The sequence below is a fragment of the Legionella sp. PATHC035 genome (assembly GCF_026191115.1).
GTDB lineage: Bacteria > Pseudomonadota > Gammaproteobacteria > Legionellales > Legionellaceae > Legionella.
On the sequence record NZ_JAPHOT010000001.1, the window covers coordinates 1,269,594 to 1,296,559 of the forward strand.

Here is a 26,966-nt window from a genome sequence, read left to right on the forward strand (position 1 = left end):
CTCACAGATAATTGGTTACTAAATGTTGGCGGCAATGTTGATGTACCATCGCAATACGGATCAATTCATCCAATAATTCAGGATAGGATAAACCACTCGCCTGCCATAGCTTTGGATACATACTAATTGAAGTAAAACCAGGTAAGGTGTTTACTTCGTTAAAATAAATGATTTCGTCCTTGTCATTCACAAAAAAATCGACACGTGCCATACCCTTACATTTTAAGCGGATAAAAATATCTGCAGCCGCCTTTTTTAATTGCTCATACAATGTGTCACTCAACGGAGCAGGTATAATCAGATCCGTTTGTCCGCTCTCTAAATATTTCGCGGAATAAGAATAAAATCCATCCGGATGATTAACACGTATCTCCCCGGCAATACTGACCCTCGGTTCTCCTGAAGGGACAACACTCTCAAGAACAGAGAGCTCAATTTCTCGTCCTGGAATAAATGATTCAACTAAAATCTCTTCGTCATAGCGTAAAGCATCATCTACTGCGACAAGCAGTTCGGCCATATTTTTTGCTTTATGGATACCCACACTCGAGCCCATGGCACAAGGTTTGACAAATAATGGCCATCCGAACTCTTCTGCAACCTCCTGACAAAAGTGTTGTCTTTCAAACGCTGTGCTGTGCCAAGACAAAAGCTTGTAATCTGCTGACTTTAAGCCATTAATGCAAACTATGCGTCTTGCCATGTCTTTATCCATTCCAATGGATGAGGAAAGTACATCACAACCAACATAAGCAACACCTGATAACTCAAGCATTCCTTGCAAGCAACCGTCTTCATATAAAGGGCCATGTACTACAGGAAAAACGACATCTGCATCAACAGAGAACCGACCATTGATAAATAAACCTGCTAAAGGTGTTGCATGCTCCGTGACCACTGGAAGTTTTTCTTTATAAGCAAGTAAATCCTGATATTGATGAAGATAAAATAATCCATCTTTATCCATTGCTATAGGAATAATGTTATATTTTCCAGCATCTAAATGTGCAAGAACAGATGCAGCTGAAATCAACGAGATTTCATGCTCTCCAGATTTTCCACCATACAGAAGAACCAGGTTGAGAAGCTTGGACATTAACGGTCTCCGATTATATGAACTTCGCGCACCAACTCAATCGTTGTCTGCTCACGAACTTTAGTTTGTACCAAATGAATCAATGCTTCAATATCAGCTGCGGTTGCTGAACCTTGATGATTGATAATAAAATTTGCATGTTTTTGAGAAACCATCGCGCCTCCAATATTGAACCCTTTTAATCCGCAGGATTCAATGAGCCGAGCTGCAAAATTTCCTTCTGGGTTTCGAAACACTGATCCACAATTGTATTCATTGGTTGGCTGTGTATTAGTTCGACGCTCCAACAACTCCTTTATAATCTGCAATGAGGTTTCTTTCTTCCCCGGATTTAGCTTGAATGTAGCTGAAATAAACCACTCTTCAGGAGGTCCTGAAACATGGCGATAAGACACCTCATATTCTTCCGGTTTACGCGTTATTATTTCTCCTTTTCGGTTCATGGTTTGCAACTCAACTACAGACTGCCAAGTTTCGCCACCATGACAACCGGCGTTCATGCGCAAAGCCCCGCCCATGGTTCCGGGAATTCCTGCCCAAAACTCTCCACCAGCTAAATCATTTCGCGCGCAAAAACGCGCCATGCTTGCACAAGATACTCCTGCGTCAACTTTCACGGTCTGTGGATCTAGAAGAACCATTTCTTTCAAGCATCCTTGGGTAAGAATCACTGTTCCTAAAAATCCACCGTCTCGGATCAAAGAATTGGAACCTAATCCTAACCACAGTATGGGTTCCGCCGCCGGAAGCTTACGCAGAAATAAAGCCAAGTCAGCAATACTTTTAGGTTTATAAAGCTTGGAAGCCGGACCGCCTACTCGCCAGGTAGTGTATTCAGCCAAAGGCTCATTATAAAGCAAAGTGCCCTGAATTTCATCATCAAGGTTACAACCATTCTCAGTTGGACTCATGTTGCTCTCACAATTCCTTCATCAGGTTCACAGCAATTTGACCAATACTCCCAGCACCTTGCATCAAGATCACATCACCATCTTTAATTAGCTGATTCAGCTGTGCTTTAAGCGATTGCTCATTCACAAGCGTTACTTTTTTATCTTTATTTCTAATTTTTTGTGCCAAAGTCTCACTGGTTATCCCAGGAATCTCAGCTTCTCCTGCAGAGTAAATATCAAATAAAAACAATTCATCAGCAAGACTCAATACATCCACAAATTGTTCCTGTAATGATTGGGTTCTTGTATAACGATGTGGTTGAAATACATGCACGAGTCGCTTGTTGGGCCAAACATGTCGAAAGGCATCGATAGTTGATAGAATTTCTTGAGGATGGTGACCATAATCGTCAACAACAAGAGCGGAACCATTCTCAAATCTTTTCTCGCCGAGCATTTGAAAACGACGACCAACACCTTGGAATTTTGCCAAAGCACGAACAATAGAAGCATCGTCAACCCCTAATTGTGTCGCAATCGCAATGGCAGCCAAGGCATTTAGTACATTGTGACGCCCGGGATACTGAAATCGAATTTTTAATGCGGTATAGGGTACAGGACGTACCACAGTAAACTCACTAACTAATTCATTTTGCGTCCAATCAATCGCACGATAGTGAGCTTCTTCGGCAAACCCGTAAGTCAATGTAGGCCGTTCAATCGCTGGAATGATCTTACGTACTTCAGGGTCATCAATACAGACCACTGCCAAACCATAAAATGGCAAATGATGCAGAAACTCAAGGAACGTTGTTCTTAATTTATCAAAATCATTCTCATAGTTATCCATATGATCTGCATCAATATTGGTCACTATGGCCATCATAGGTTTCAAGAATAAAAATGATGCATCACTTTCATCCGCTTCAACAACAAAATATGGGGATTGGCCAAGTTGCGCATTGATCCCCAGGCTATTTAGCTTTCCACCGATCACGAAACTTGGATCTAAGCCCCCTTCCGCTAAGAGACTACTGACAAGACTGGTTGTTGTCGTTTTACCGTGGGTACCGGCTACTGCAATACCATGGCGAAAGCGCATCAGTTCAGCAAGCATTGCAGCTCGTGGGATTACTGGAATCATTTGTTCACGAGCAGCCACAATTTCAGGGTTCTCCATGCCAACAGCCGAAGAACGCACGACAACATCTGCGCCTTTTATGTGTTCTGCTTTATGCCCCATGTAAACGGGAATGCCTAAGGATTTTAACCTTTGTACCGTACTTCCTTCACCCAAATCAGAACCAGTAATACGATACCCTTGGTAATGCAATACCTCGGCGATACCACACATGCCAACCCCACCAATCCCAACAAAATGTATTTGTTCTACACAGCCCATCCTTGAAGATATAAATTGTCCTGAATTACCCACAAACTCCCCCTTATGCTGACAGTGGTCTAATGGCCTGCCATGCAATAAACCTTACAGCGAACGCCCAGATTAGCTGAGGTTGCTCACTGTAAGGTTTATTTCGATACAGGCCCTAATCCCAAAGCTTGCCAACGATTTTCATGATCGATGCGCAATAATAACGCAATTACAACACAATTGATAACCATACTTGCTCCGCCATAACTCATTAATGGTAAAGTTAACCCTTTTGTGGGTAGTAGACCCGAGTTAACGCCCATGTTAATAGCGGCTTGCAGCCCTAACCAAAAAGTTAAACCATAAGCAGTATACGAAGCAAATAATCTTTCTTGTTCATGGGCATTGTATGCAATAGTCAAACCTCTAATGACTAATATGGTGTATAAAACCATAACCATTAAAATACCGATTAAGCCCAACTCTTCAGCTAAAACAGCGAATAGGAAGTCTGTATGCGCTTCGGGTAAATATAATAATTTCTGAATACTCTCTCCCAAACCGGCACCAAACCAGCCTCCTCGTCCAAATGCAATCAAAGACTGAGTGAGTTGATAACCGCTATTATACTGATCTGCCCAAGGATCTAAAAACGCGGTTAAGCGAGCCACTCGATAAGGAGATGAAACCGCCAAAAAGGCAAGTGCGACCATAACAACACACATTAAGCCTATATAATAGCGTAATTTTACGCCAGCTAAAAAGAGCATGGCCATAACTGTGCCCGAAATTACCACTGTAGCACCAAAATCAGGCTCAAGTAATAACAAAAAGGAGACCACTCCTAGAATCACCATAGGTTTAATGAAACCCAAGATGCTGCTACTGACGGCTTTTTGCTGGCGTACTAAATATCCAGAGAGATAAAAAATCATAGTCAGTTTTGCAAGTTCGGATACTTGAATGCCTATCGGGCCCAAAGCTAACCATCGACGGCTTCCATTGACTGAACGACCTATTCCTGGAATTAGTACAATAAGCAACATCAACAGGCAAATTAACAGCATTGGCATGCTGATACGCTCCCAAACGCTGCTGTCTGTCCTGATCACAATCAAGGCAATCATTAAACCAGCAAATAAATAACATGCTTGGCGGATTAAGAAATGGAATGGTTGATGAAAATATTTAGTAGAGATCATGACCGAACTGGAAGCAACCATCATCAACCCAATGATGAGCAAACCAATAACTACGCTAATTAGCCATTTATCATAAAGTGAAATGGGCCGACTGACAGGTTTTCCCCTTTGATTTACATGTCTAGGCCGCATCGCTTATAATCCATTCACTAAAGCAGCAAACGTTTCTCCGCGGTGATTAAAATCACGGAACATATCCAAACTAGCACACGCTGGCGACAACAAAACAACATCACCTGGTTTTGCCTTTGATTTGGCTACCTCTACCGCATTATCCAATGAAGAAGCACGTGCGATCGGAACTACATTCGCCAGAGCAGCCTCTATCTTATCTGCGTCTTCACCAATTAAAATAATGGAGCGTACATAATCCGCTATAGGGTTAGCCAATTCGCTGAAATCAGCCCCCTTTCCTTGCCCACCTGCAATAAGTACAATTTTTCCTTGCATAGAACCTCCTATTCCATTAATTGCGGAGATGGTTGCACCAATGTTTGTCCCTTTTGAATCATTAATCCAATCCACTCCATCAAGAGTTCGTACCCATTGGCAACGGTGTGGTAAGCCCGCAAATGAGGTCAATACGCTCGCAATGTGTTGCTGCGAAATACCTGCCGCATCCGCCAAAGCTGAAGCCGCGAGCGCATTAAGCCAATTGTGAACTCCTTTGATCAATATAGAGTCGACAGCCAACATGCGGGTATCACCTTTTGCCAAGTATATTTTATCTTCTTGAGTGATCAAACCCCAATTGTTTTTTTCAGGAACATCAACACCAAAAGAAATACGGTTCACTTCATTAGTTGGCACGGTATAAGGATCATCACGATTGAATAGTGCAACCTGTGCTTGACGATAGGCTCGTTGTTTGGCTTGCACATAAGCATCCATAGTATGATGGCGATCTAAATGGTCAGGACTCACATTCAGAATAGTTGCAGCAATCGGCGCCAACGAATAAGTTAAGTCTAATTGAAAGCTAGATAATTCTAAAACCCATAAATCATAATGATGCTCATCATCAAGCATATCAAGAACAGGGGTTCCTATATTTCCGGCTACAGCAACCTTATACCCTGCGGCCTTCGCCATTTCGCCTACTAGAGTAGTCACTGTGGATTTTCCATTAGTCCCTGTAATTGCGATTACCGGAGCTTGAACCTCTCGAGCCAAACATTCAATATCACCATATACATCCACCCCCATCTGTATGGCTTTTTTTAAAAAAGGGGTATCTAACGGTAGGCCTGGACTTGCGATAATATCGGTCAGCTCGGCAAGGATTTCATCAGGAATATGTTGCGTATAAACTCGGACATCTGGAAACTCTTTTGTAAACTCAGCGACAGTTGGAACTTGAGCACGGGTATCAAAAGCAATAAAAGCCTTATTTTTTTTGCGCAAATATCGTGCTACCGATACTCCTGTTTTACCCAAACCTGCAACTAAATACAAAGGAGGATTCATAAGTGTATCCTTTTATCGAAGTTTTAAAGTAGCTAACCCGCATAACACAAAAACAACCGTGATAATCCAGAATCTGACAATTATCTTAGGCTCTGACCATCCTTTTAATTCAAAATGATGATGTAAGGGTGCCATTCGGAATAAACGTTTACCATGGGTGTATTTAAAATACCCTACCTGTAAAATAACAGAAATCGTCTCAATAACAAATAAGCCGCCCATCATTAATAAAACCAATTCTTCTCGGATAACTACTGCAACAATACCCAAAGCAGCCCCTAAAGCTAAAGAGCCTACATCCCCCATGAATACCTGTGCGGGGTAACTATTGTACCAAAGAAAGCCAAGGCCTGCGCCAACAATTGAGGAGCAAAAAATAGTTAATTCCCCTGTATTAGGAACATAGGGTATTCCAAGGTAAGGTGCATAGACTGAGTTACTGGAAGCATATGCAAAAATACCCAAGGCACCAGCAACCATGACTATAGGCATAATCGCTAAACCATCTAGACCATCGGTCAAGTTCACTGCATTGGAACTGCCCACAATAACGAAATAACCCAGAAGAGGAAAGAGGATCCCCAAACCTATAGTTAAGGATTTAAAAAAAGGTACTGTCAATTGAGTATGAACCGGTAAGCTAGCATGCATGTATAAATAAATTACCGCAATCAGCGCGATCACTGACTGCCAAAAATATTTCCACCGGGCAGGTAGTCCCTTACTGTTTTTTAATACTAATTTGCGGTAATCATCAACCCATCCAACTACTCCATTTGCGAGAGTCACTAAAAGAACAAGCCATAAGCTGGACTGTTGTAAATCCCCCCAAAGTAAACAGCTCACGGTTATTGCCAAGAGAATTAAGACCCCTCCCATGGTTGGAGTGCCTGCTTTTGATAAATGAGTTTGAGGGCCATCATCCCTTACCATCTGACCAATCTGCAAACTACGTAACCAGCGAATCATCAAAGGACCACAAACTAACCCCACAATAAGGGCAGTTAATGAAGCTAAAATCGATCTAAAAGTTAGGTACTGAAAAACTCTTAACGCATGATACTGTCCTTGGAATAGCTGCGTTAGCCAGTAGAGCATAATTGTTCCTCTTGTTAACCCCAATCAAAGTTTGCTTACAATTCGACTGGCGTAAAGCCAGACAAGCCGTAGAATTATAAACAGGCCCCTATGGGTTTTGTGTTAAGTAACGCCCAACAGGATAATGGGCCAAAAAAGCGGCCAAGCATACCATAAACCTACATACCATTCAGCATCATATAAAAAAAATTTCTTGGATTCTTTAGCCTAATTACTTGGTGTCAAGCGAGTCAGGCATCACACGATCATTCAACCTATATCAGTTGCTGCACAATCTTTTCCATGGCACTGGATCGGGACCCTTTTACTAAAACAACTGTATCTGGTGATAACTGCTCGACTAGGCTTTGTATTAATTGTTCTTTGGTATCAAAATGCTCACCGCCAACCCCGAATGATTCAGCAGCTAATTTGCTGTGAGAACCACAGCTGAGTAGTTGATTAATACCCAACCGACGCGCTGCAAATCCGACTTCCTGATGATGCTGCGTGGCCCAAGTACCCAACTCACCCATATCCCCAAAAACGAAAATCTTTTTCCCTGGGCGTTCTGCTAATACCTCTAAAGCAGCTAAGACAGAGCGTAAATTTGCATTATAAGTGTCATCGATCACAATGGATTGATTTTTCCCTTCTAGGACTGTCAAGCGTCCTTTTACCCCAACAAATCGATTCAATCCCTGTTGAATTTCTTTTATGGAGATACCTACAGCATGGCAACAGGCTGCAGCAGCTAGAGCATTACGAACATTATGCAGGCCAGGAACTTTTAAATGAATATCTGATCGTCCATTAGGTATGATCAAAGAAAAATGCCCACAACCTAAGGCATCGAGTTGCACATCTTGCGCATAGACATCAGCAGTATGATCTAACGAAAAACGCAGTACTTTTTTGTCAAGCAATATCTCATCCCAAAAATGGGCATAGGCATCATCATCATTCACGACCGCTACACCAGCAAGAGACAGACCTTGATGTATTTCTCCTTTAGCACGAGCAACACCATCAATAGAACCAAAACCTTCTACATGTGCTGGGGCAATGTTATTAATTAATGTCACATCAGGATGAACAATGGCAACAGTATGTGCGATTTCACCAGGATGATTTGCACCTAATTCAAAAACTGCGTATTTATGTTGGTTATTCAGTTGTAGAACGCTTAATGGTGCACCAATATGATTATTGAAGTTCCCTCGAGTAGCATGAGAAGGATAAGGTAAAATAGAAGCGATCATTTCTTTGGTTGTGGTTTTCCCATTGGATCCAGTCAACGCAATAACCGGGCAATGAATATCCTGTCGATGAGCCGCTGCTATTTTAGCCAAAGCTTGGATTGGATCCGGAACAACAAATTGTGGTATGTGCACGCCTTCTACAACATAATTAACTACCGCAGCTACTGCACCGCGCGCTTCCGCATCCTTTATGAAATCATGCCCGTCAAAACGTTCACCCCTTATGGCAATAAATAAACTTCCTGGTTTTAGTTCACGACTATCAGTACAAATAGCAGTAAGTTCAGCATTGATCTGACAGGGTTGGGCAAGTAATGCAGCAACAGTGTTTAGGTTCATAATATAAAGGCTTGGCTAAAAGTCTAGTGTACTAACACTTGAGCGTAGAGTTCAAGTGGGTAACCACAGTAAAAGTAGTCTGAGTTCTTTTTCTACATAGATTAAAGCCTGTGTTCAGGGCAGCGGAACAGGAAAATTTTTTGTGGTCATCCCGAGCATTGCAAGGAATCTCCCATCAATACATGGCTGTATTGTGGCGATCCCTGGCGATGCTCAGAGAACGAGGAGCAGTATACTGCTCCATTATCGATACATTTATACAGTAGCGGACTCAATATGAGACGGATTAATGTGCAGCAGACGATGATAACGAGCAATACGCTCTTCCGTTAATGGCTTTCGCTGATCATCGAGTAGATGAGCATCTAAGCCTTCGCTTAATTGGCGTGCAGTTTCCAGCATAACCGCAAATCGTTCGATATCGATTCCAGGATTTTTTGACGAGTGCATGTATAAACAAAGGCCACGCACACTAAAAGCTCCAATATTTTGCAAATCAAAAACTCCGGTCGCAGTTGCAGCAGCTAAACTGCACAAAACTGGGCCTTGGCCGTTGGGAAATTGATGACGATGGAATAAACTCCCCTCACCAAAACGTAACCCAGCCGCCAAAACAGTTTGTAATAACTCATATCCGGCAAATTGCCTGTTTTCTTTTGCAAGTAAAAACATCATTAAGGTCGTTGGAGTATCCATTTTTATCGAAGACTCTACCTCGATTTTTGGTGCGGATTTCGGCTTCATCTCAACCTTTAATTCAATTTGCTCTTCATCATCCAGAGGCATCAGACGTGGTTGAGAGGTTTTTGCCGCATTTGTTTTAATTAATTGTACCTCATTATCGACGGCCATCTCCTTATTGAAGTCCATGGCATTGATTTTGCGGACTGCAATAATGTCATCATTATAATTCTGTGTGTTATCTGAACTTTTTCCCGATGTTCCCGGACTAGGTTGATAACGTTCTGGATTTAAGCTCTGTCTTCGAGCTTTCATTAAGCGCCCAATTGCTGCAATAACGCCGATCAACAACAGGACATTAAGAATTAAGCTCCAATTTGCCTGCATCATTTACTCCATAGCCAAAGCTTGTGTTACATCAACCGCAACCAAGCGAGACACTCCAGGTTCACGCATAGTTACCCCAATCAAATGATCTGCTAATTCCATTGTAACTTTATTATGTGTAATAAAGAGAAACTGTACGAATTGTGACATTTCTTTCACCAAAGCGCAAAAACGCCCCACATTTACATCATCTAAAGGTGCATCCACTTCATCTAGCATACAAAATGGTGAAGGGTTTAACTGAAAAATAGCAAAAACTAATGCTACTGCAGTCATTGCCTTCTCTCCTCCGGATAACAAATGAATGGTACTGTTTCGTTTTCCCGGGGGTTGTGCCATTACTACAATACCAGCTTCCAACAGATTATCACAAGTCAATTCGAGCTGCGCTCTTCCACCGCCGAACAAACGTGGGAAAAGTGCCTTAAATGAAGAATTGACTTCGTTGAACGTATTTTCCAGACGTAAACGGGTTTCTTTATCCATTTTTTCAATGGCCGTTTCCAAAGTAGCCAATGCCTGAGTTAAATCATCATACTGTTCATCCAGATATACTTTTCGTTGCTGTTCCGTAGTAAACTCTTCAATTGCAGCTAAGTTAATAGCTCCCAAACGTTTAATTTTTTCAGAAAGAGCAATTAATTCATCTTCACGCATCGCCTGAGTGACACCTGGAGGTATTTGCTCAAGTAATGCTTGTGCCTGCAAGCCCGACTCATCAAGGGATTCTTGTACTGAGCTGGCGCGTACCGCCAAAGCCTGTTCTTCCATGCGGGTATTGCTTATTTGCTCTTGGATACGCTTGACCTCAAAATCACAGTTTAAAATATTTTTCTCGCACTCTTCAAGCGCTATTCTCAGCTGTGATAATTGTTCTCTACTCAAAGTGAGCTGCAATTCTATTTCACCCTGTTTTTGCAATTGTTGGGCCAGTTGCTCTTTGAGTTCCTCTCCGGGACCTTCTGTTTGCAAACAAAGCATTGCGATATGTTCCAAACGCTCTTGCAAAACATTTAAACGTTCTTGTTCTCGCTGAATCCGCTCATTGAGTTGTTGTATTTTATTTTTTTCTCGATCGTATTCCAGTTCCGCATGATGCAGTACAACTCGCGACTCTTCCAACTGCTTATTTTTTGCTGCCAACGCGTGCACCCAGTTTTGCTTTTCTTGCAGGCAGCGTTCCTGTTGCTGCTCATATACTTGGCATTGCTCTTCTAAAGCATGTAATTTCTCATTTATGGTACATTGTTCTGCTGCTGTATCTTCCAAAGTAAGTTTCAATTCATCACATTCGAACGCTAAAGCTGTTGCTTGTTTTTCAGCCTGCTGAATCGTTTGCTCGTTGGCACTCAATGCCACACTATTAGTTCTTAATGCGTCATTACTGGCGTTGACATTCAACTGATGTAATTCAATGTCTTTTAAACTTTTTTGTAACTGCTGATGGGTATCATCACGTTCCGTCCTGATGACCTCAATTTTCTCTTGTAGCTCCTGAACAACAGCAGCCAGTTCAGTAATTTTTTGTTGTCGTGCCAACAAACCCAACTCATCCTGAGTCTCTGGAGCCACAAATTTCACCCATCCTTGGCCTAACCAAAAACCATCGGGCGTTATAATCGATTCATGCACCGCCAACGCTGGCAACCAACTTAATGCTTCATCAAAATGTTCCGCAGCGTAGATATGTTCCAATGGATAGGCATGTGCTGGAATGGTTCCTTTAATCTTATCAATAAGACGAGGATAAGAACCGGGTTTAAGATTGATGTTTCGGAGGGTAACTATATTTTCGCCTTGTCGCTCACAAATGGCGCGCTGCGGCCATAATTCTTCAAAAGATTCCAGAACATACGCATGTAATGCTTCATTGAGTACCCGTTCACAAGCAGATTGCCATTGAGTTTCGACTTGTAGAATATCCATCAATCGAGGTTTGTCTGACCATTCTTTAATTACATTTTTGCTGCGTTGCATTCCTTGGCGCGCTGCCCGTTGCGCGGCCATTAATGCGGCATATTCGCTGTTTGCATGATGGAAATCATCCTGCAACACATGCAGCTGCTGCTCGATATTCTGCAATTTGCCACGTAATTGTTCTGTGTTTTCCTGGCTTTGTTTGAGTTGCAACACATCAAACTCGTGATCGGCAATTAATTTAATGCGCTGTTCTTCTAAGTTATTTCGAGTCTGTTGTAAATCCGTTACTGAAATAGTTTCTTGCTCTAATTGAAGCTTTTCTAATCTTAAAAGTGTTTGTTGATATTTTTCTTCCAAATGGTGCGCACTAACCTCAGTCACCTGGAACTCTCTTTTCAAATTGCTTGTTTGAGTTTGGACTTCCTGCCAATGCAGATCCCATTCTGCCTGTTGCGTTTGGGTATCTTGCCAATCCACTTCCAGTTCTTTAAATTGAGCCCTTAATTGTTCAAGTCGCTTTTCGAGATCGTGCGCATTCTGCTGACATTCCAGCAACGCCTCTTTATCGTTTTTGAGTTGTTCTTCAGCAATCTGCCAATCATCTTGCATTTGCTGTTGATCCTGCTCCAAACGTTTCTTTTCACGCGTTTGCTGCTGTATGGTTTCTTCCAAACGAGCGATTTCAGTGCCTAATTGATAGAAACTGGCTTGTATTTGCTGCGTTTGTTCCTCAACATCATGAAGGGTTTCATTCAATTCAACTCGTTCTTTATTAGCCTTGACAAGCGCGCTTTGTTGCTGTTCGTAACTCACTGCTAATTCTTGTATTTGACGTTGCTTTACTTCTTGCTGGACAATAAAATCATGCCATTTAAGCGCTAAAATTTCTGCTCGGCACAATTGTTCTTCGTCTTTGAGAATGAGATAACGTTCAGCCGCTTTGGCTTGCCGTTCCAAACGTTGCAATTGTTTGTCCAATTCCTCTCGAATGTCAGCAACCCGAGTCAAATTTTCACGGGTGTGATCAATGCGTTGCAAGGTCTCACGCCGACGTTCTTTGTATTTGGAAACACCTGCGGCTTCCTCAAGATATACCCTTAAATCTTCGGGCCTGGCCTCAATGAGCTGCGAAATAGTACCCTGACCAATAATTGAATAACCACGAGCTCCAGCACCGGTGCCAAGAAAAATATCAGTGATGTCTTTACGGCGACAACGACTGCCATTCAAATAATAAGAAGAATCACCATCCCGAGTCACTACACGTTTTACAGCGATTTCACCATAGCTCGCAAAAGGACCCGTGAGACGCCCAAGACTGTTATCAAATACGAGTTCAACAGAGGCCTGACCTACTGGTTTACGATTAGAGGAGCCATTAAAAATGACATCGGTCATCGATTCACCACGCAAATTTCTTGCAGAGCTTTCCCCCATGACCCAACGTACCGCATCAATAATGTTTGATTTGCCACAACCATTAGGTCCAACCACTGCAACCAACTGGCTAGGAAAATGAACGACCGTCGGATCAACAAAAGACTTAAAACCGGCTAATTTTAATTGCTTCAAATGCATAGTATGGCAGTTTTAAACAAAAATAAGCTGGCATTATAACTGAGGATGGACAGGCTATCCACAGAACCGCTGATTAACAGAATGCTTGCGCAGAAATAAGATGGCGTTGAGGATTAATTTGACAAACAAATGAACAACGATATAATTCCCGCATTTAATAGAAAACGGATGGATAATGAAGCACTTATTCAATAAATCGCTTAGCATAGTCACTCTTAGTATCGCCTTTCTTTTTCCAAATCCTATTTTTTCAACGCCACCAAACCTAACTTTAGTAAAAAACGAACTTAAAAATTATCATGACTCAGGACTTTATCAAAAAGAGTTAACCCAAGTGATTCAAAATGCGCAAAAATATATTGATAAGCAAGCTGAAATAAATCAAAAACAAAAAAGCCATAAAAAACTGGCGCTTGTTTTAGACATCGATGAAACCAGTCTCTCTAATTATAACTCCATGATTGAACGTGATTTTGGTGGAAATCATAAGCTATATCACCAAGACATAATGGCTGCCAATGCTCCAGTAATTAAGCCCATGCTTAAATTATATCGTGATGCACGCAATCACGGCATCAACGTGTTTTTTGTAACTGGAAGAAATGAATCGGAACGTAAAGCGACAGAGCTTAATTTGCATAAAGCAGGGTATGATGGATGGTCTGGTCTCTACTTGCGTCCTATGAATTACTCCTCCAAATCGATTATTCCATTTAAATCGCATGCACGAAAAATAATCACCGATAAAGGCTATACCATTGTCGCATCGATAGGCGATCAATACAGTGACCTTAAAGGTGGGTATGCTCAAAAAGTATTTAAATTACCCAATCCTTTTTATTACCTACCCTAGGCTTTTTTAGGACCATCAGGAGCCGTTTAAACAACCGTTCAGGGGGATGAACTCTTACCCATTTGATGGGTATCCTGATGGACTAGATCGTTCAAAACAATGGACATCAACAATTCAATTTGTTGTTCATACATTTTGCGATCATAGCCTCCTTCCAATCCCCAATATACCTTTTCAATATGGTCTTTATTTTCTCGATATAGCTTAAAAATACTCTCATAAAAATAGGTTAAGTCGGTTGTATTAAAGCGAGTTTTCCGTGCCTCAGTATTGCCCATTAAATACCCATCAACATATTTCCCGCAATAAGCGGTTTCTTCTTCATGGGAATCCCAACCCGTGGGTAAAAATAGAGCCACTTTCTGATCATTGATTTTGGCTTGTTCGATTTGCTCTTCCATTTTCTCGATTACAAACACCAAGGCAGGATGTACTAAACCTGGTTTACGTGTTGTACGACTTAAATTAACGACAAAATAGTCTAAGCCTCCGCATTGCCATGATTGAATGTTCTGTCCCTCATCTTTTCCGCTCTTTTTAAATAGTTCGGTTATATAATCCTCATCTTGGTAGGGATAAACTCTTGAATCAAAAACATCAATATGACAGATATCCAGATCTGAGGCAGAATTCATTAAAATATCACATAAACCATTGTCTCGATTTACATCAGTCCCCACAATAATATGTTTGAGTGGTTTGGTGTTTCGTTGCATGTGCTTCAGAAATACTGCTGACTTATTTAGAATACAAAAACCACTACCTTCATGTGCGAACGCATGATGAGTGGGTAAGCCAAAAGAAAAATGCACTTTATTAGAATGGAATAAAGTCATCGCAATATCTTTGATTAGCACTTCAAATGTACCTGGAGTAATAACAATATCCGAGTTTAATTGCTTCCATCCTTTGGGTTGTGCTTGAATGCAATCACGAATAATTTGCTGCAAATATTTTGATGTATGCACCGCCAATAACGCTTGAAGAATCTGGTCATTTTCAGGAAACTCAGCAAAAAGTACTAAAGCACGGTTCTCATCTCCTTTTTTCATAGCAGCAAATAATTGATTCCAGTGCTCGGGTAACTCCACCCGATCGGTAGTAACAACTGGTAAGGAAGGATTTTTAGATTGCGTTGTCGCGATCACCTGGGTCATGTGCTTTAGACGCTCGAATTGGTCTTCATCAGCGCCAGCCGGCATTCCATGCATCTGCTGTAGGTCTTTGGCTGAGGGAATTTGAATCAAACATTCTTGATTTTTTTCCTTATGCGACTCGGTAGATGCCTTCTCTTTAAAGAAATATTTGTGCCTCATCTTCATTTCATCCTTGAAAGTAAAAGAGGAAAGGAGTTCTGTTTAAATCAAAAACTCCTGCCATTAGCTATTAGAGTATAAGGGATAGGCACGTGATGCAATGAAGAAAATGGATGTTTCATTGAATACAGCACCACAATTGGATGATGGCCCATCGCCCTGCTCAATCACTTGGTTAATCTTAATGAGTTCCTGAGAAAAACCTTTTCCTGATTTAATTGCGCTGGGGCCTGGGTTAATTAATATACCGCAGCACTATAGGGTGGTGGGGCATTGTAGTGTTCTAACTCTTCCTTAATATCCTTTAGTTCCTGAGCGAAGCCCTTAGGTGCTCCGGATTCAATTGCTTTCGGCCCGGCAAAAAAGGTTAATCCAATACCCGTAACCGCCGCTAAAGAAGAGGCAACCCCAAAAACAAGCTCTGTTTCGAGCAAACCAAGTCCCAATGCAATTCCCCACGCACTGAGTAGGGAACTCGAGCCAAAAGTAGTAAAAAAACCAGCAACACTGGCACAAATCAGCAAGCAACCAGCCGCAATAAGAAGGCCGCCTAAAACTTTTTTACCAACAGAGTTGCTTCCTGATGCATATTCAGCAATATCTCCCAGACATTTTGCAGTGTGCTGATCCGCAGGATTTACGAAAGCCGAGTTTAAAAGAGACACCACTCGTCCGTAAAAGTGATAGTCAATTGTTTCTTTCCTTTGCTTTTTCATTTTAACTTCAGCATCGATTATATTGACTGTATTGAGGATGTGCCTTTGCAGTGGTGTCAGCTGAGTGATTCTATTTTGTGTAATAAAAATCACTCCATTTTTAAAAATTTGCTCTTCTAAGTTGGTTAAATCCTGCTCTTTGATTGCGAATAAACCGGGCATATTTTGTTTATTGCTTTCAAACCAAGCTTGTGCGCTATACCCCGTTTGCATGTGGTCGGGTAAATCACCCTGCTGAACCATATGGGTACTTTCAACAAGATGTCCTAAAAGCTTTTCAAACTCAGGATCTTTCTTTTCTTGTTTTACCTTGGTATACATATCCCACAAGAAACCACACAAGCGCAGATAATTAGTCCGATGGACTGAGTTCGTGTAAGCAGGGTCATATCCTTCAACATAGGAAGTCAATGTATTCAGACCATATCGAGCGGCAAACAAGCTAATCCGTACTTGTGGAGCCAGATTGCCTGGATGAGTATCTTCGTAATGAGTGAACGTTCCCCAAATTTCATTGAACAAAGACTGCACGGACTCAAAAGGTCTTTCGTGCAACGTCTGTAAAAATTGCTGGGCAGCGGAAATATGCTTTTGTAGCCACTCTTGGCGAACAAGCAATGGAGCCATACTCGCCTGTGCTTTATTCATTGCTTCTTCATAAGGTTTCATCCGTTTTTCGAGCACTTCCCGTTGCTCTTGCAAACGATTTGCCCTCCGTTCCGATGGAAAAGTTGCCACGGTATAGTTGCCATAATGACGAGGTCTTGAATCCATCATATCCTGAAAAGAAGCCATATTCGCATCAAGCTGATAGCTTACTGAATGTGGAGAAACCAACTCATTTTGCAGTGACCTCAGGCGTTGCCTCTGTTCCTCAATGAATTGCAAGTACTCTGTTATTTGCAGCTCAATTGCAGCTAATTCTGCTTGCCAAGATAGGAGATTTTTTTGATTATAAACAACAGGATTAACTGAGGGCATAATGATCCTTATCAGTAGATTACCTTAGAAATGATTTCGATTATACATGGTGAAAACTATTGGTTCAATTATTGTATTTTATATCCAAAATAAATATAAGTACCTGAATTAAGAGATAGGTTAGAGTCACCTCATTGTGCCCAAGTCCAGCGAATTATCAAGGCCCCTGAGATGCACATCGATACATAGATGTAGCGTAGCACCTGATCAAAGAGATACAATGGCCACAGTTTCTAAAATTTTTTAAGGACAAGAGCCAATGACAACCAAGAAAGCTTTTGGATCCTATTTTTTTCCTATTATTTTAATTGCAGCCATTCTGCTGGGTGGCCTGACAGGCTCCTTTTGGGGGTCAATAACCCCATACTTAAAACCCTTTGGTGAGATTTTTCTCAACCTGATTTTTACCGCCATTGTGCCTTTGATTTTTTTTAGTATCACCTCGGCAATTGCACGGGTTGGTTCTATGGGTAAACTGGGTAAAATCGCTTTATATATGACCCTTGTTTTTCTATTTACTGGTGTAGTCGCGGCAGTGTACGCACTCTTTGTAGTCAGCCTTTTCCCCCCAGCCCAGGGTGTTATTTTACCGCTTCATGCTCCAGAAAAAACTTCAGCTGTGAATATTTTTAATCAAATTGCGGCGATCTTTACGGTCCCTGAATTTAGCAAGCTGCTGTCGCATAAACATATTTTGGCACTCATTCTCTTTTCAATTTTAGTTGGGGTATCCGCATCCAAAGCCAAGGAAAAAGGAAAAATTTTCATTGATTTTTTACAAGCCGGAGAAGAAATTTTCATGCGTGTTTTTTCTTTGATTATGTATTATGCCCCCATTGGGTTTTTTGCCTACTTCGCGGTTTTAGTTCATGATCTAGGCCCTCAATTAATGGCTAACTATCTGCGCGTCGGGGTTCTTTATTATACTTTTGGCGTCATTTATTTTATTGTGGTCTATACGCTATTTGCCTATCTGGCTGGAAAAACCGAAGGTATAAAACGATTTTGGAGCAGCATTTTTCTCCCTGTAGTTACCTCACTGGCCACATGCAGCAGTGCTGCCAGTATTCCCGCCAATTTAATGGCAGCAAAAAAAATGCAAGTCGCCCCTGAAATTTATGAAACAGTAATTCCTTTGGGTACTATCATTCATAAAGATGGTTCGGTAATAGGTGGCATGTTCAAGATTGCTTTTTTATTTGGAATCTTTCACTTAAATTTTTCCAGCCCCAGTGTATTGCTTACTGCTTTAGGAATTTCATTACTCGTTGGTACCGTCATGGGGGCAATTCCCAGTGGAGGAATGCTGGGTGAATTACTCATACTGAGCGCCTATGGATTTCCTCCTTCAGTCCTAATAATCATAGCCGCAATTAGTATTATCATTGATCCATTGGCGACTATGCTTAATGTGACATGCAACATTGTAAGCAGTATGATGGTTGCTCGTCTTGTGGAAGGGAAAAAGTGGTTAACACGCGCGTAATCTGTTGCTTAGAAGCAGCAATACGCTTTAAATTAAACAGGTAAATTATGAATAAACCTTATAAAAAATTATGGCGTTCCCGTAAAGATCGAAAAATCGCAGGAATATGTGGTGGTTTAGGCGTTTATTTTGGCGTAGATCCGGTATGGGTAAGAATTATTTTTGTTGTCTTTTTCCTCCTTGGAGGCGCAGCATTTATAGCCTACATCTTGTTATGGCTGCTTATCCCTTTGGAGCCTGAAGGATGGCAAGATGCCTAAATGCATGTCTTGAAGGAAAAATAGATTAAAAGGAGAGAAAACGGTTCGGGTTTGGTCGTTTTTATCCAACAAAAATGGTGAGGACGACCGTGAATCGAGTTTGGAATAAAGATCCAACATTTCTGCAACTCCTTATCGCCCAAATAGAGCTTAGTTTTGTTGGGCCAAGGCCCAACCTAGGATGGATTTGGATGAAGGAATGACCAGTCTATGCGCGATTAAATGATATCACAGGGTCTCCTCTAATTTATTTCATCCTGTGACAGAACAAAAGACACTGCATTTAAAATTGCTGCTATTCTAAGCACGGATTGCACCGCGACTTTATTGACTTCATGTTCCAGCAATTGCCTTACATGGGAATGGATGCACATACCACAACCATTAATTGCAGACACCGCCAACGCGAACAACTCAAAGTCGACTTTAGGTACTCCAGGATTTAACATCCCATTCATGCGTAAATTGGCCGGCATTGACGCAAGTTCTTTATTTTCCGACAAATGAATTGCCCGATAATACACATTATTCATGGCCATCAAAGCAGCTGCTGTTTTTACAGCATCATCCAATTCAGCAGAAAGGTAAAGCCCTCCCTCCGTTTTAATCGCATCAATAATGCGCTTATTTTTCAGAGTGTACGCAACAGCCAGTGCAGACCCGTAAAATTGTGTTTCTGTTAACCCTGTTTGTGGAATATTGCCAAATAAGCTACTGACATTAAGACGAATATCCTTAGCAAAATCAGGTATCGCTTGTTTCAATTGTTCTATAGACATAGGATTCTCCTTTTCAGAAGCCCCATCAAATCAGGAGCCTCTGTATTTTGCTGTGACTATAACGTTTCCCCACCAATAGGACGATTACATGGACATAATTCGTCAGTTTGCAACGCATCCAAAATACGTAATATTTCTTGAGGATTACGACCCACATTTAAAGAATTGACACTGACATGTTGAATGACATTGTTTGGGTCAATAATAAACGTTGCTCTTAGCGCACAACCACTTTCCTCTTCTCTAATGCCAAATCCATCAGTTAACTTCCCGCGAACATCAGCAAAACTGTATTGATTTAACTTATCTAAGTCTTTGTGCTCTCTTCGCCATGCGAGTTTGACAAATTCATTATCAGTACTTCCGCCCAAGACCACTGCGTCCCTATCGTTAAATTCACCATTTAATTTTGCAAATTCAACAATTTCTGTTGGGCATACAAACGTAAAATCTTTAGGATAGAAAAAAAGGACTTTCCATTTTCCAGGAAAACTTCTTTCAGTAACTACTTCAAAAGCGCTCTCACCATGCTCTTCATGATGATTAAAACCAGGTTTTACTGCAACAACAGAAAATTCCGGAATTTTTTGACCCACAGTTAACATAAAATTCTCCTCAGTTCGTTTGTTTCAATTAAATTATAGTTATGGTGTATAATTATTTAAAATGAATAAAACAGATGACTTTAATCGGAAAAAACGATGAGCAAATTAGTTAGCATGAAGCAGTTGCATTATTTGATTACACTCCACGATCATCAACATTTCGGGCGTGCTGCTGCGGCATGTTTTATTAGTCAATCAACTTTAAGTGCAGCTATTACAAACCTTGAAGAAACACTAGGGGCACAACTCCTTGAACGAGATCATAAAACATTTTTATTTACACCCTTAGGAGAGGAAATTGTTCGACGTAGCCGATTAATTATTGAACAGAACAACGACTTAGTGGATTACGCAAAAAATCAAGGAAAAGTAATGCAAGGGAAGTTTTATCTGGGCGTGATCCCTACTATTGCACCTTTTATAATCAGTGAATTACAAAATCTGTGTCAGAAGACTTATCCGAATCTTGCTTTATTTATTCGAGAGGACACCACAGACAATGTATTGCGTTATTTGGGGGAAGGTAAACTTGATCTGGTTATTTTGGCGCTGCCCTATCCAACCCAAGAGTTTCACACACAAATATTATGCAAAGATTATTTTAAACTGGTCCTGCCTAAGACGTGGTTACATCAAGGTTTTGACAAAGAAATCAGTCAACTGCCTGAAAGTAGTATTTTTCTGCTTGAAAAAGAACACTGCTTGACGGGGCATGCATTACAGGCCTGTCAATTAAAAGAAAGCAAAAAAATCAATCACTTTTTTGCAACCAGTTTACATACTTTAATTCAAATGGTCAGTCATCAGCCTGGTATTACCTTCTTACCTAATCTTGCAATTAACAGCGGTATTCTTACAGGTACTGATTTAGTCTCAGTTCCTCTAAAAACGGATCATGCTTATCGAGAAATTGGTGTGGCCTGGCGGACTACCTCTCATAAAACTCAGAACTATGCTTTACTCACTGAATTGATTCAGCAGATTGTTGTTGCGAAATGTGCCTAAGTTTTTTTGCACAATCGAGGGACTAAAAAAAGAAGGAGCAAATTTTTTATTTCCCTTAGCCTGTATTCGTCTTCGCCGATGTATTATAGTTCTTCAAAAATTTACGGAGAAAACCATGAGGAAAAGCATTACTTCACTCTTAGGTACTATGCTATTTTTATCAACAATTAATTCTTATGCAGATGCCCCAAAAACCGTTCGTATTCCCCAACTATCAAATGAAAGAGTATCGGTCTGGACAACGGTAATTTATCCTAATAAAGAACACAGTTTAACAATGCATCGACATGAACAAGACAGAGTCGTTGTTGCTCTGGATAATGGCTTACTCAAAGTGGTCAACAATAAGGGAAAAGAACATTTTTTAAAATTAGAAAAAGATAAAGCATATTATCTTACAAAAGATGTTCCCGGGGAACTTCACACTGATGAAAACATGGGCCAACATCCAATTCGGGTTGTCGTCATTGAATTGAAAAAGTAACCGGTTTCGCAAAAAATGCGAAACCGTTATCAAGACATTATTTTATGATTTTTTTGCAAGATTTTTATTTTGAACACGACAATGGTGACCGTGGTGCACAGGCAATAAAACACCCAATTTTTGATATGTTTGGAACTGGGTTTGGGTCCACAAGGTATTAATCTTCGCGTTCACCGCATTTCTTTTTTCCACCAAGCGGGATACATCACTCCATTTTACATTAGGAGTGGCTAACTTACCTCTTATTTGCAGACTGAGCGCACGCTTTTCTTTAATTAAAGGAGCCAATTGCGCACGGAGGTTTTTCCTGATTTTTGCCAATTCAGAACGCTGTTCTGGAGTGAGTAACTTGCCCACATGCTGGCGATACTGTCCTGTTTGATTGATAGAAGCTACTGTAGCCGTTGCTGTAGCTTGGGCTGTTGCAATAGAAGCACCCAAAACACCCAAAGCCAAGCTATTAATTAATAAAAATCGTTTGATATTCATTTTATTTCTCCTATGAAGTTACATTGGTAAGTGTAATGAGGCAATGTAATAGGAATATGACAAACGAACTGTTTATTGTAACAACACTGTTACAATGCTCAACATAGCACAGTTTATTGATATAATGTAGGAAGCATATCCACCGACGTCCCCCAGAGCACAGCGAGGGATGACTCGGTTGGACGCCAGCCACATTACTCTTATCAGGTGATTCATGAATACAAGAAAAAGTCACATATTGATTATTGATGATGACCAAGAAATTACGCACTTGATTAATGACTATTTAATCAAAAACGGTTTTCGAACTACTTGGACCTTGAATGGCTTGAACATCAAACAATTATTAAGAGAAAATAATTTTGATTTAATTATTCTAGATATCATGCTCCCAGGGATTGATGGTCTCAATTTATGTCAGACAATTCGTCAATCTCACAGCATGCCTATTATTATGTTGAGCGCAGCGAACAGTATTGCTGATCGCGTGGCAGGATTAGAGCTGGGGGCAGATGATTATATTTCCAAACCTTTTAGTTCTCGTGAATTGCTCGCACGCATCAAGGCACAACTAAGACGCACTCAAGGCGAGTTAGAGCATGATCGTAAAAATCTCGCTCCTTTACAGCAAATTCATTTTGATGGTTGGATTCTCGATCGCAACACCCATTCTTTAATTGATAAAGAATCGGTTGCTATCCCTCTAAGTCAACGAGAATATGAATTGTTAATTGTTTTTTTAGAGCACCCTGGACGCATTTTGAGCCGTGACCAATTAATGGATTTATTATATGACAAAGATTGCGACTCACAAGACAGAACCATTGACGTCCTTATTGGTCGTTTACGTAAAAAAATAGAGCTCGACCCACGTAATCCACGATTATTGTTGACGATTCGCGGCGGTGGCTATCAGTTCAAAACCAAGGTTGACTTAGTATGAGTCAATTAACCAAAACCGCCAAAAAGACCTTAGTTGGATTAGTACTTGGTAATTTATTAATCATTTTTTCACTCATGCAATTGGGGAAATATTATTATGAGAACATTCGCTCACCACTTCCACCTAAAGCCGCACGCTCATTGACCCATCTGGTGACCTTGTTACAAAAAAACCCTCAATCCATATGGCCTTTAATCCTAAGGAATCAAAGTATTTCCTGGGCGGAAATAACCCTATCACCCCAGCCCGTATACGATAAAAACGCACTGCTTACTTTAAAAGCTCCCGTGCTCTTTAATCTAATAAAACAGAATAAAAAATTGGAATTTTCAGTTTTTATAAAAGAAAATAATTGGTTGAATATCAAAGTCATTTCCTTCTTTCCAAGACAAGCAAACTCCATTGTTAGCCTGTTTCTTATCTTAATTGGCGCGTTGCTTTTTATTAACTATTGGGCAGTCAGAATGCTGAATCAACCCATACACACCTTAATTCAGAGCCTTCATTACAGTGAACATCAAGAAAATTGGTTACCCATCCCGCTCACAGGGAATCAGGATCAAAAAGCTATTTTTAAAAAAATTAATGATCTGCAAGAAAAAGTAAATAAGCTTTTAGCCAATCGAACTCGAGTGGTCACTGCGATTTCACACGACTTACGCACTCCGTTAACTCGTTTAAAATTACGTGCCGAATATTTAGCAGAGGATCCCAATTACACTAAAATAATGGCCGACATCAACGAAATGGAACTGATGATCCGTGAGACTTTGGATTATTTCCGGGATGTGAATGTTGAAGAAAAACCTCAGCTCTTTGATTTAGTCGCGTTGCTTACATCATTGAAGGATGATGCAGTCGAAATGAACTATGATGTTCGTTTTATCAGTGAATGCTCAAAACTGGTTTATTATGGTACAGTCAATTTACTCAAACGAGCCTTTAATAATTTGATTAATAATGCAGTCCATTATGGCTATCAAGCCATCATTCACCTAAATTGTTTGCAAAATAAGCTAGAAATTACAATTACCGATCAAGGCCCTGGATTGCCTGAGGCCGATCTGGAACATGTTTTTTTACCTTTTTATCGCGGTGAAAATTCTCGCTCACGCAGTACAGGTGGCACGGGGCTTGGATTAACCATCGCCAGAGAAATTATTCAAATGCATCAAGGTGATATCACATTGACTAATAATTTGCAGGGGGGATTAAAAGTAATCATTACTTTGCCGCTCAGATCGGCTTGATTTAAGCAACAATGCCATAAGGCCAAAATTATCAAAGTGGCCTTACAAAAGGTTCTATTGGTACAATTTGCTGCGGCAACTGTCTTGAACATCACCATGCAAGACAGTTGCTTAGATAGCTCTCACTGCCATACAACAACTCGCGGTCTTTAAAAACAAAAACATTCATTATGCCGTGTCGGTTCAGCCCACCTAAGATTTTCCTGCAGTTCTGCAAGTTCTTCTGTTCTTACCTTATCAAGATGCTCTAAAGCTGCCAAATCATGGTCTATGTAATTTGCTAGGATTGAAGGATGCCAATAACTGGGGGAGAAGCTATAGATGTCATCCGACCGTATAAAAAATGGTCTGCGTGAGTACTCACTATTCAGTGGAAACCAACAATCTGATGCCTTATCTATAAAAGAACGAGCAGCTAATGTTCGTGGCAAAGTCTCATCCTTAAATGCAGGGGTAGGGTAAAACGAACGATCCCTAAGACAATATTCATTCGCCACATGGACTGGTACATCACCTTGAGCACGAGCCACTTGAGTTACCTTTGTTCTTACAGTACCAAAGTCAAACTCCTTTTTAAGATAATCCCTGAAATTTTTTAATGCATTTAGAAGTAGCGTCATGTCATAATGCTTAGAGCCCTTAACCTCGACTCCATGTTGCTCATAGGTCAATCCATTTTTTTCTATGGCTTCACAACGTTTGAGCATTGCCAATTTTGTTTCTCTATCCATATGTCGTTCCAGCATTCGACACATATGGGTATCCTTTGCCCAATAGGCGTACTCATACGCCGTTATGTTTTTAAAGGTTCTACCCGAATAGTCTGTTATTGTACCGGGCTTCAGCTGCAACTCAGGATGCATATCGACTAGCTTTTCTGCTTTATCTTGTTTCCCTGTTACCGTATTCCACAGCAACTGCAGGGTTAAATCGCCAAGTCGTGTGGGTTGAAATAAGGTATGCATCCTTTTATGCGTCGCGACCAAGGCGCTTATCGCTTTTTCGTCTTTTGCTCCATCATTCTTGAGACGAGTGATAATTTCCGTCACAAGCTCTTCGGGAAGCTTATTAAAATAAGGAGTGCGACACATCATGTCAGACAGTAAATTATAGAAATCCCAAAGTTGTCTTTTAATTGTAGTGGATAACGGGGAAGTGGCATTGTTGTCATTATTCTGCTCAGCAGCAGTTTTAGAATGGGTATTAAGCGGTGCGCTTTCTATTTTTGATTCTGCCATGTCTCATAGGTACCGGTGATTTAATTGGTGCAGATCATACCATTGTTTGGTCGTTCTGATCAATACTTAACCAATTAACCAATGAATTGAGCCGGGATTTTCTTGGTCCTAGGACAGGCAAAGAACCCTGTTTAATAAAAAATCTGGGTAATCTATCATTCGATTATATTTTATTAACTAAGATCGATCCTTGGCCATAGCGATCAAGCGAGAACGGTCTTATCTAGGCTAAGATCGCTTTTATCTGTCCCGTAAGTTCTGCCGCGGCTGCTGCGCAGGATCCATTCTGGTTCGGGGTGCCGCGAGAACATCGCGGCACTTTGTTACTCTAAGCTTTAAATTAAATTTATCGAGCTTTCTAAACGCGTCTTCAGCAAGAAAAGGATCGCTTTTTTCTTCTCAGAGGTAAGAGTATTTTCCTGAACCAGATTCAAACAATATTCAACAAATGCAGTAAGTTTTTCTTGATTAGTTTGTGCCGTTTCATCATGGGCATGCAATTGTTGATAATTATTTTCCAATTCCTTGGCAACCACATCCATCATTTTAGGATCGGGATTTTTGATATTCTCTAACCCCTCTTGTTTGCTCATCGCAGTAATTTTTTCTAAAAGTTCATTCACTTGTTGTGCTGTCACGTCATTCGATGGAGCAGATTTTTTCGCTATTGCCTTAAAGTTATTTTGATGAGTACTTTCCCAATACTCTCTATCTCCTTGGAAGGCAATAACCGTCATCAGCACACGAGAATCAATGTCTTTTTGCTTGAATAATGCTTTATTTGTAATATTAAAAGTCCAATCGTTTTTTAATCTAAAAAACGATCGATATAACGTTGCCATTTCCTTATCGGTGACTGGATCATAAATGGTAAAGGTAGTTCCCCAGAAATTCATACTTGCCTTAGCCAATTTTGTGTAGCCATCTTGACCATAGATATCGAAGGTTGGGAAAAAGGCGAATAGTTTTTCATCAGCCGCCCCTATGAAATTTTCAAAATTATCATAAACATCAAAATGAGCAGTCAGAGAAAAGAACTTTGAACGCGCATATGCCAATTTATTATCAAAGGGATCAAAAAATTCATAGGTCAGCAAAAGGCTGAGAAATTTTCTATATAAGGTTCCTAGTTTTCGAGTTTTGGTTTCTATATCATAACTGGTGGTTAAACTGATCCAGTGTTCTTTGATGTACATCTCATCAGGGATTTCCGTATTTGAAAGGGCGAAACTGGTATTGATGCTGATAAATAATGAACATAAAATGGCAATTGCATTTCTCATAAAG

General features: G+C 40.6%; 23 protein-coding genes. 7 read left to right on the top strand and 16 right to left on the bottom strand.

The window, feature by feature from the left end; all coding sequences use genetic code 11:
• Nucleotide 1: 1 nt before the first annotated feature.
• The 9 genes from OQJ13_RS05710 to smc all read right to left on the bottom strand — a co-directional run bounded on the left by OQJ13_RS05710 (nucleotide 2) and on the right by smc (nucleotide 13,274).
• Nucleotides 2–1,096 carry a D-alanine--D-alanine ligase family protein gene (locus OQJ13_RS05710; protein ID WP_265709805.1) on the bottom strand — a complete coding sequence of 365 codons (1,095 nt, stop codon included), beginning with the start codon at nucleotides 1,094–1,096 and terminating at the stop codon, nucleotides 2–4.
• Complete coding sequence (gene murB / locus OQJ13_RS05715) at nucleotides 1,096–2,007, bottom strand: UDP-N-acetylmuramate dehydrogenase (protein ID WP_265709807.1); 912 nt, start codon at nucleotides 2,005–2,007, stop codon at nucleotides 1,096–1,098. Before murB ends, OQJ13_RS05710 begins: the two co-directional genes overlap by 1 nt.
• Before the next feature lie 7 nt (nucleotides 2,008–2,014).
• Nucleotides 2,015–3,424, bottom strand: a complete 1,410-nt coding sequence (murC, locus tag OQJ13_RS05720) for a UDP-N-acetylmuramate--L-alanine ligase (protein WP_265709809.1) — start codon at nucleotides 3,422–3,424, stop codon at nucleotides 2,015–2,017.
• Between the two features lie 95 nt (nucleotides 3,425–3,519).
• Entirely contained in the window at nucleotides 3,520–4,695 is a 1,176-nt protein-coding gene (ftsW, locus tag OQJ13_RS05725) for a putative lipid II flippase FtsW (protein ID WP_265709811.1), read from the bottom strand.
• Between the two features lie 3 nt (nucleotides 4,696–4,698).
• Nucleotides 4,699–6,030 carry a UDP-N-acetylmuramoyl-L-alanine--D-glutamate ligase gene (gene murD, locus OQJ13_RS05730; protein ID WP_265709812.1) on the bottom strand — a complete coding sequence of 444 codons (1,332 nt, stop codon included), beginning with the start codon at nucleotides 6,028–6,030 and terminating at the stop codon, nucleotides 4,699–4,701.
• A gap of 12 nt (nucleotides 6,031–6,042) precedes the next feature.
• Nucleotides 6,043–7,128, bottom strand: a complete 1,086-nt coding sequence (gene mraY / locus OQJ13_RS05735; RefSeq protein ID WP_265709814.1) for a phospho-N-acetylmuramoyl-pentapeptide-transferase — start codon at nucleotides 7,126–7,128, stop codon at nucleotides 6,043–6,045.
• A 254-nt stretch (nucleotides 7,129–7,382) separates the two neighbouring features.
• Nucleotides 7,383–8,708, bottom strand: coding sequence for a UDP-N-acetylmuramoyl-tripeptide--D-alanyl-D-alanine ligase (locus OQJ13_RS05740; RefSeq protein ID WP_265709816.1), 1,326 nt, complete (start codon nucleotides 8,706–8,708; stop codon nucleotides 7,383–7,385).
• Nucleotides 8,709–8,963: 255 nt separating this feature from the next.
• On the bottom strand, nucleotides 8,964–9,776 hold the full coding sequence (locus tag OQJ13_RS05745; RefSeq protein WP_265711895.1) for a cell division protein ZipA C-terminal FtsZ-binding domain-containing protein: 813 nt from the start codon (nucleotides 9,774–9,776) through the stop codon (nucleotides 8,964–8,966).
• A 3-nt stretch (nucleotides 9,777–9,779) separates the two neighbouring features.
• Nucleotides 9,780–13,274 carry a chromosome segregation protein SMC gene (gene smc, locus OQJ13_RS05750; RefSeq protein WP_265709818.1) on the bottom strand — a complete coding sequence of 1,165 codons (3,495 nt, stop codon included), beginning with the start codon at nucleotides 13,272–13,274 and terminating at the stop codon, nucleotides 9,780–9,782.
• A 175-nt stretch (nucleotides 13,275–13,449) separates the two neighbouring features.
• On the opposite strand from smc, the gene OQJ13_RS05755 reads away from it, so the two are divergent.
• Nucleotides 13,450–14,127: an HAD family acid phosphatase gene (locus OQJ13_RS05755; RefSeq protein ID WP_265709819.1), complete on the top strand. Its 678-nt coding sequence runs from the start codon at nucleotides 13,450–13,452 to the stop codon at nucleotides 14,125–14,127.
• A gap of 38 nt (nucleotides 14,128–14,165) precedes the next feature.
• Here OQJ13_RS05755 and OQJ13_RS05760 read toward each other — a convergent pair whose 3' ends face one another.
• Nucleotides 14,166–15,443, bottom strand: a complete 1,278-nt coding sequence (locus OQJ13_RS05760; RefSeq protein ID WP_265709820.1) for an acetylpolyamine aminohydrolase — start codon at nucleotides 15,441–15,443, stop codon at nucleotides 14,166–14,168.
• 239 nt (nucleotides 15,444–15,682) lie between these two features.
• Nucleotides 15,683–17,140 (bottom strand): hypothetical protein, encoded by a 1,458-nt coding sequence (locus OQJ13_RS05765; protein ID WP_265709822.1) that lies wholly within the window; start codon nucleotides 17,138–17,140, stop codon nucleotides 15,683–15,685.
• A 259-nt stretch (nucleotides 17,141–17,399) separates the two neighbouring features.
• On the opposite strand from OQJ13_RS05765, the gene OQJ13_RS05770 reads away from it, so the two are divergent.
• Both OQJ13_RS05770 and OQJ13_RS05775 read left to right on the top strand, forming a co-directional pair.
• The gene (locus tag OQJ13_RS05770) at nucleotides 17,400–18,626 is read left to right on the top strand and encodes a dicarboxylate/amino acid:cation symporter (RefSeq protein WP_265709823.1); all 1,227 of its coding nucleotides are present in this window, start codon (nucleotides 17,400–17,402) and stop codon (nucleotides 18,624–18,626) included.
• 47 nt (nucleotides 18,627–18,673) lie between these two features.
• Nucleotides 18,674–18,886, top strand: a complete 213-nt coding sequence (locus OQJ13_RS05775; RefSeq protein ID WP_028380944.1) for a PspC domain-containing protein — start codon at nucleotides 18,674–18,676, stop codon at nucleotides 18,884–18,886.
• Nucleotides 18,887–19,128: 242 nt separating this feature from the next.
• Here OQJ13_RS05775 and OQJ13_RS05780 read toward each other — a convergent pair whose 3' ends face one another.
• Both OQJ13_RS05780 and OQJ13_RS05785 read right to left on the bottom strand, forming a co-directional pair.
• Nucleotides 19,129–19,665, bottom strand: coding sequence for a carboxymuconolactone decarboxylase family protein (locus tag OQJ13_RS05780; RefSeq protein ID WP_265709826.1), 537 nt, complete (start codon nucleotides 19,663–19,665; stop codon nucleotides 19,129–19,131).
• Nucleotides 19,666–19,721: 56 nt separating this feature from the next.
• The gene (locus OQJ13_RS05785) at nucleotides 19,722–20,270 is read right to left on the bottom strand and encodes a peroxiredoxin (RefSeq protein WP_265709828.1); all 549 of its coding nucleotides are present in this window, start codon (nucleotides 20,268–20,270) and stop codon (nucleotides 19,722–19,724) included.
• 96 nt (nucleotides 20,271–20,366) lie between these two features.
• Between OQJ13_RS05785 and OQJ13_RS05790 the strand changes: the two genes are divergently transcribed.
• Both OQJ13_RS05790 and OQJ13_RS05795 read left to right on the top strand, forming a co-directional pair.
• Entirely contained in the window at nucleotides 20,367–21,275 is a 909-nt protein-coding gene (locus OQJ13_RS05790) for a hydrogen peroxide-inducible genes activator (RefSeq protein ID WP_265709829.1), read from the top strand.
• A 115-nt stretch (nucleotides 21,276–21,390) separates the two neighbouring features.
• Nucleotides 21,391–21,759 (top strand): hypothetical protein, encoded by a 369-nt coding sequence (locus OQJ13_RS05795; RefSeq protein ID WP_265709830.1) that lies wholly within the window; start codon nucleotides 21,391–21,393, stop codon nucleotides 21,757–21,759.
• 42 nt (nucleotides 21,760–21,801) lie between these two features.
• Here the strand turns inward: OQJ13_RS05795 and OQJ13_RS05800 are convergent, their stop codons facing one another.
• On the bottom strand, nucleotides 21,802–22,248 hold the full coding sequence (locus OQJ13_RS05800) for a hypothetical protein (protein ID WP_265709831.1): 447 nt from the start codon (nucleotides 22,246–22,248) through the stop codon (nucleotides 21,802–21,804).
• Between the two features lie 214 nt (nucleotides 22,249–22,462).
• Here OQJ13_RS05800 and OQJ13_RS05805 point away from each other — a divergent pair, with 214 nt between their 5' ends.
• A complete protein-coding gene (locus tag OQJ13_RS05805; RefSeq protein ID WP_265709832.1) occupies nucleotides 22,463–23,191 on the top strand; it encodes a response regulator transcription factor in 729 nt (242 codons plus the stop codon).
• Entirely contained in the window at nucleotides 23,188–24,441 is a 1,254-nt protein-coding gene (locus OQJ13_RS05810) for a sensor histidine kinase (protein WP_265709833.1), read from the top strand. The genes OQJ13_RS05805 and OQJ13_RS05810 overlap by 4 nt, the downstream gene beginning before the upstream one ends.
• A gap of 149 nt (nucleotides 24,442–24,590) precedes the next feature.
• Here OQJ13_RS05810 and OQJ13_RS05815 read toward each other — a convergent pair whose 3' ends face one another.
• Complete coding sequence (locus OQJ13_RS05815; protein WP_265709835.1) at nucleotides 24,591–25,679, bottom strand: hypothetical protein; 1,089 nt, start codon at nucleotides 25,677–25,679, stop codon at nucleotides 24,591–24,593.
• Nucleotides 25,680–26,014: 335 nt separating this feature from the next.
• Complete coding sequence (locus OQJ13_RS05820; RefSeq protein WP_265709836.1) at nucleotides 26,015–26,962, bottom strand: hypothetical protein; 948 nt, start codon at nucleotides 26,960–26,962, stop codon at nucleotides 26,015–26,017.
• Between the last annotated feature and the right edge of the window lie 4 nt (nucleotides 26,963–26,966).

Bases quoted from the DNA above. Each gene is read 5' to 3' on its own strand.
- OQJ13_RS05710 (WP_265709805.1), bottom strand. From the start codon at position 1,096: ATGTCCAAGCTTCTCAACCTGGTTCTTCTGTATGGTGGAAAATCTGGA.
- murB (WP_265709807.1), bottom strand. From the start codon at position 2,007: ATGAGTCCAACTGAGAATGGTTGTAACCTTGATGATGAAATTCAGGGC.
- ftsW (WP_265709811.1), bottom strand. From the start codon at position 4,695: ATGCGGCCTAGACATGTAAATCAAAGGGGAAAACCTGTCAGTCGGCCC.
- murD (WP_265709812.1), bottom strand. From the start codon at position 6,030: ATGAATCCTCCTTTGTATTTAGTTGCAGGTTTGGGTAAAACAGGAGTA.
- mraY (WP_265709814.1), bottom strand. From the start codon at position 7,128: ATGCTCTACTGGCTAACGCAGCTATTCCAAGGACAGTATCATGCGTTA.
- OQJ13_RS05740 (WP_265709816.1), bottom strand. From the start codon at position 8,708: ATGAACCTAAACACTGTTGCTGCATTACTTGCCCAACCCTGTCAGATC.
- OQJ13_RS05745 (WP_265711895.1), bottom strand. From the start codon at position 9,776: ATGCAGGCAAATTGGAGCTTAATTCTTAATGTCCTGTTGTTGATCGGC.
- smc (WP_265709818.1), bottom strand. From the start codon at position 13,274: ATGCATTTGAAGCAATTAAAATTAGCCGGTTTTAAGTCTTTTGTTGAT.
- OQJ13_RS05755 (WP_265709819.1), top strand. From the start codon at position 13,450: ATGAAGCACTTATTCAATAAATCGCTTAGCATAGTCACTCTTAGTATC.
- OQJ13_RS05760 (WP_265709820.1), bottom strand. From the start codon at position 15,443: ATGAGGCACAAATATTTCTTTAAAGAGAAGGCATCTACCGAGTCGCAT.
- OQJ13_RS05765 (WP_265709822.1), bottom strand. From the start codon at position 17,140: ATGCCCTCAGTTAATCCTGTTGTTTATAATCAAAAAAATCTCCTATCT.
- OQJ13_RS05770 (WP_265709823.1), top strand. From the start codon at position 17,400: ATGACAACCAAGAAAGCTTTTGGATCCTATTTTTTTCCTATTATTTTA.
- OQJ13_RS05775 (WP_028380944.1), top strand. From the start codon at position 18,674: ATGAATAAACCTTATAAAAAATTATGGCGTTCCCGTAAAGATCGAAAA.
- OQJ13_RS05780 (WP_265709826.1), bottom strand. From the start codon at position 19,665: ATGTCTATAGAACAATTGAAACAAGCGATACCTGATTTTGCTAAGGAT.
- OQJ13_RS05785 (WP_265709828.1), bottom strand. From the start codon at position 20,270: ATGTTAACTGTGGGTCAAAAAATTCCGGAATTTTCTGTTGTTGCAGTA.
- OQJ13_RS05790 (WP_265709829.1), top strand. From the start codon at position 20,367: ATGAGCAAATTAGTTAGCATGAAGCAGTTGCATTATTTGATTACACTC.
- OQJ13_RS05795 (WP_265709830.1), top strand. From the start codon at position 21,391: ATGAGGAAAAGCATTACTTCACTCTTAGGTACTATGCTATTTTTATCA.
- OQJ13_RS05800 (WP_265709831.1), bottom strand. From the start codon at position 22,248: ATGAATATCAAACGATTTTTATTAATTAATAGCTTGGCTTTGGGTGTT.
- OQJ13_RS05805 (WP_265709832.1), top strand. From the start codon at position 22,463: ATGAATACAAGAAAAAGTCACATATTGATTATTGATGATGACCAAGAA.
- OQJ13_RS05810 (WP_265709833.1), top strand. From the start codon at position 23,188: ATGAGTCAATTAACCAAAACCGCCAAAAAGACCTTAGTTGGATTAGTA.
- OQJ13_RS05815 (WP_265709835.1), bottom strand. From the start codon at position 25,679: ATGGCAGAATCAAAAATAGAAAGCGCACCGCTTAATACCCATTCTAAA.
- OQJ13_RS05820 (WP_265709836.1), bottom strand. From the start codon at position 26,962: ATGAGAAATGCAATTGCCATTTTATGTTCATTATTTATCAGCATCAAT.